The 4142-nt window shown below is 56.8% G+C and carries 6 protein-coding genes; 5 read left to right on the top strand and 1 reads right to left on the bottom strand.

Annotated elements, in window-relative coordinates:
* Positions 1-370 precede the first annotated feature (370 nt).
* The 4 genes from NQ050_RS10850 to NQ050_RS10835 are packed head-to-tail and all read left to right on the top strand — an operon-like array spanning position 371 to position 2213.
* Positions 371-685, top strand: a complete 315-nt coding sequence (locus NQ050_RS10850; protein ID WP_257039362.1) for a hypothetical protein — start codon at positions 371-373, stop codon at positions 683-685.
* Positions 682-1218, top strand: coding sequence for a hypothetical protein (locus NQ050_RS10845; RefSeq protein WP_257039361.1), 537 nt, complete (start codon positions 682-684; stop codon positions 1216-1218). The genes NQ050_RS10850 and NQ050_RS10845 overlap by 4 nt, the downstream gene beginning before the upstream one ends.
* Positions 1219-1815: a hypothetical protein gene (locus tag NQ050_RS10840; RefSeq protein WP_257039360.1), complete on the top strand. Its 597-nt coding sequence runs from the start codon at positions 1219-1221 to the stop codon at positions 1813-1815. It begins immediately after the preceding gene.
* On the top strand, positions 1779-2213 hold the full coding sequence (locus NQ050_RS10835; protein ID WP_257039359.1) for a hypothetical protein: 435 nt from the start codon (positions 1779-1781) through the stop codon (positions 2211-2213). The genes NQ050_RS10840 and NQ050_RS10835 overlap by 37 nt, the downstream gene beginning before the upstream one ends.
* A gap of 77 nt (positions 2214-2290) precedes the next feature.
* Here NQ050_RS10835 and NQ050_RS10830 read toward each other — a convergent pair whose 3' ends face one another.
* On the bottom strand, positions 2291-2431 hold the full coding sequence (locus NQ050_RS10830; protein WP_257039358.1) for a hypothetical protein: 141 nt from the start codon (positions 2429-2431) through the stop codon (positions 2291-2293).
* 401 nt (positions 2432-2832) lie between these two features.
* Here NQ050_RS10830 and NQ050_RS10825 point away from each other — a divergent pair, with 401 nt between their 5' ends.
* A complete protein-coding gene (locus tag NQ050_RS10825) occupies positions 2833-3696 on the top strand; it encodes a hypothetical protein (RefSeq protein ID WP_257039357.1) in 864 nt (287 codons plus the stop codon).
* Positions 3697-4142: the final 446 nt, after the last annotated feature.

Raw genomic sequence — 4142 nt, 5'->3', positions numbered from 1 at the left:
ACACCAAAAGGCGTCACTCCTGGTGTGGATACCTGTCACCAAAAGAGTTTGAAGCCAAGACCGCGTGAGCTAACATAATCCCATCATATTGACCACCCGATGTGTCTACTTTCCGGGGGTCGGCCCCAGGAACTGATCTTGTCCAGGTTGGACGCGATCACGCCGAGGGCCGTCATCGCCCAGTGACCGGCGAAGCCACGCACCAGACGCCGGGTCTGGTTTCCGATACTGGCGGACAGATTCTTGATGTTGCTGTTCGAGCCCTCGCATACGTTTCGGAGGGTGCCATAGATGTGTCTCCACTTCGGGGTTTGATAGTCGGGCCCGTCCTGTCGGAACTTCTCGCGCGCTGAAAGAGTTGCTGGCGCAGGTGACCGGTGCGGACGCAGCGGACCTGTCCGACGGCATGGACACGGACGAAGCAGTCTCGGCGCAGTTGGACGCAAAACTTGCAGCCCAGGACCGGGCGGCGAGCTCGGCCACGAACGTGACCTTTGTGGCGTTCACGGCCACTCCGAAGCCTAAGACCATGCGTATTTTCGGCACGTACGACCCTGAGACGGACGCACGCTCGGCGTTCGACCACTACACCATGGCCCAGGCCATTCAGGAGGGCTTTATCCTGGACGTGCTCACCAACTACACCACGTACAGCAACTACATCCCCGTATCGCGGTCTCGATGAACCGCGACGAGATGGTCAGCAAGGGCGAGGTTGTGGGCGAGATCGTTCGGTTTGCGCGGAAGCACCCGACCAACATTGCCCAGAAGGTGGCGGTGGTGGTTAACCACTACCGCGAGAATGTGGCAGGTCTGCTCGGTGATCAGGCCCGCGCGATGGTGGTGGCAGCCACCCGCGAGTCCGCGTTCCACTGGTGCCACGAGATGAACAAGTACATTGCCAAAAACAACTGGCAGGACGAGTTCAAAACCTTGGTTGCCTACTCCGGCTCGCTCGACGTTGCAGCCCCGCGCGAACCAAAACACACCCCGGACATGACCGACGAGAAGTTCGCAGAACTGATGGAGGATTATCAGCTCGACCTGGCATTGCGCGGGGGACGTGCCAGCGCTGACGGGGTGTACACCGAGACCTCATTCAATGGCCTGTCCGATACCGAGGGCGCGTACAAGGACTCCCACGGCGCGTACCGCGTACTGATCGTGGCCAACAAGTTCCAGACCGGGTTCAACGAGCCACGGCTGTGTGCGATGTAGGTGGACAAGAAACTCTCGGGCGTGGCCACCGTCCAGACCCTGTCCCGTCTCAACCGCACCTACCCGGGCAAGACCGCGCCGATGGTTGTGGACTTCGCCAACGACGCAGAGTCCATCCTGGCGGAATTCAAGCAGTTCTACACGGCCGCGACCCTGGCCGTGGACGTGGAACCATCTGCTTTGTTCGAGGTGGCCGAGCGCATTGACGGAGCCGGCTTCTACACCGACACTGATATCGACGCTGTGGCCGCAGCCGTGGTGGTCGATGACGTAGACCACGAGACCTTCCGCTCGCATATCTCCCCCATCGTCCAGCGCTCGAACGATGGTCTGCGTGCAGCGCGTATGTCCGGCAACGAGGACGAGGTGAATCGTCACAACGCGTTTCGCACCGACCTGTGCACATACGTTAAGTCCTGGGAGTTCCTGTCGCAGATCGTCAACTTCGAGGACACGACCATGCGCAGCGGGCAATCCTGGCCACCTACCTGGCCCGCAACCTGCACCTGGGTCTGTCCGATGTCATCGACGTCTCCACCGTTGACATCATCGGTGTGGCCGTGGCGCCGAAGTCGGTGGCCGAGAACCTGGGCCTGACGGACGGGGACGGGCAACTGGAGGTGCCGACCCTGGGCTGCGGAACCGCAGCCGCGGACTCGGACCTGGGTATCGCTTTTGACGAAGCCGTAGACGAGGCCAACGCCATCCTCACCGCAGCCGGTATCCCCGCGTCCAACAAGGCGGTACGCGGGTTCGTCATGCAGGTGTGGGGCACGCTGGCTCCGAACGAGGACGTGGCCAAGATGGGCGCAGAAAATACGGTCAGCCAACTAGAGCACGCACCCGGGTTTGAGAAGGCAGTGGTCGGTGCACTGATTGAGGTTATGAACGAGTCGCGTGAGATTCAGGAACTGTTCCTGGGCGATGATGTCTCGCTCAAGGCCCTGAACAAGGTACTGGCACACCTGGCCCACCGCGCGGTGAGCCAGCAGTAGGGAACACGGAAAATGCAGGTAGTAAAAGCAGGCGGAGTGCCACGCACTCCGCCTGCTTTCCCGTTCAGACCCGGTGTTTACACCACTAGGGTCGCTTCACCGCGACGCACGCTATTGACAGTGAACTCGAATTTGACCTCCACTCCGTCGAGGTCGAGCACTCCGTGTGGAATAAAGACAGAGAACTTATCGACGTCGTAGGAATAGTCAAGTTCCACATACCGATTCTTTGACGTAGCAAAGTCGAACACACTGAAACCGATTGGTTGGGTTCCATCAAACTTTGCGTTGAAAACAAAGTCTGGCGTCATGAAACTAAACGTCGCCTGCCCAAGTTGGGGGTCCCCCGAAACCTGCCACGTTAGCCGTACGCCATCGGTATGGGTAGAGGTTGCGATACCCTCCAATGTGGCTTCCGAACTATTCCTTGCTGCTTCATAAATCAAGCGGTACTTCTCTGGAACTTTGCCTGGGTTTGTCAACGCCTCACTCCTGAACTGATCGAAAATCTACGCCGAACACCAACCACATTATCACACACCTGTTCTATACTTCTAGAGTAATCTGGTTTCGCATGATGCCGGACATCAGCGCATATTTGAAAGGGTGACCTGAACGTATGAGAGGCACAAAACAACTAGCCCTATCCGAGTCTGAAAAATTGTGGATTGACCGACTTAAAACCATATATCCGCAGGTCAAACAATGGCACGCTAACCCATACACGCTCACAGACATCCAGGAAGGTAGCCCATCCAAAGCCGACGATGTTGAATGGCTTCAACCTGGATTGTCTGCCGAATACCAGATCGGCATAGCCGTCGAACACCTCAAACTATCACTCGACTGCATTTTTGAATTAGGCAGCATTTACCCCACCGCCCCACTAACATTGGGACGCACTGCGTGCACCTCAGCAATCAACGCCGCCTGGCTACTGCACCCAACTTCAAGAAACGAGCGCAGACTCCGAGCATTTACGTTGAAGGCCAAGGAAATTCATGAGGAACTGAATTCGCTGGTTGATCTACCACCACTTGCAATGACATCTGACGCAGCGACAATGTCCAATGAAGCCCTAAGAGCTCAACTCAAACACAAGCAGGAAGAACTCACCAGGATTGGACAGACCTTTCAACCCGGCATCAACGCTGCAAAGGTCAAATTCATTCAGACAGAAGTCATAAGGACGGTCGCAGACGAGATTTTCGGAAATGAGTTGGAGCCGGGAGATGATGTACGATACGACGTTCGCTATTTATGGCGAATGTCGAGTGCCGCAGCTCACGGTTACTATCACCACGCGCTGCGTCGCGTCTCACTGCCGGAGCCGGACGATACTCAAGCACCGCTCGATGTGACCCTTTTGGACGCCAAAGTCGATCAAGACCTCGGCCCTTTACTCCTTACAAGTTGCGTCGTGATTAGTAGGGCAATTCCACTTCACCGCCTCAGAGCGATAAATCACCTGAAACAGCAATAGCTTTTCACCGCCCAGCGCACAGTCCGAGAGCACAAAACGACCCAGCAACCATGAAACAAGCCCCTGCCCCATGCAATAGACCCACCACTCCCAGAGATAACCCGTTGTGCAGCACACAGTGGTCAGTACGTCGAGCTTGCCCCCGTATCATCCGCTTTCCGCGCGCTCAAACCGCGGAGGAAATGCCCACCACCGCGAAAGTGCCCACAATCGACCATCGGCACTGACAGGAGGAAAAGTGGAGGAAAAAGACGAGTCACACGGAGGAAAATGCCGTTTACCTGCGTTTATTGTCGCAGGTCAGGTAGGTTAACGGAAGCCCATTACGTTGTTAGCAGTTCCACCCCAGGGCACCGAAGATACATAGCCTGTCCACCCGATTGGGCGGGCTATGTTTATGTCCGTTCCCGCCATCCGAAAGGACAGTGGAACTAGTCGCTGGCTTC

The sequence above is a fragment of the Corynebacterium sp. 122RC1 genome (assembly GCF_024580955.1).
Lineage (GTDB): Bacteria > Actinomycetota > Actinomycetes > Mycobacteriales > Mycobacteriaceae > Corynebacterium > Corynebacterium kozikiae.
Note: the sequence above shows the minus strand (reverse complement) of the source record. Positions and strands in the feature narration are given on the sequence as shown.

Bases quoted from the DNA above. Each gene is read 5' to 3' on its own strand.
- NQ050_RS10845 (WP_257039361.1), top strand. From the start codon at position 682: ATGAACCGCGACGAGATGGTCAGCAAGGGCGAGGTTGTGGGCGAGATC.
- NQ050_RS10825 (WP_257039357.1), top strand. From the start codon at position 2,833: ATGAGAGGCACAAAACAACTAGCCCTATCCGAGTCTGAAAAATTGTGG.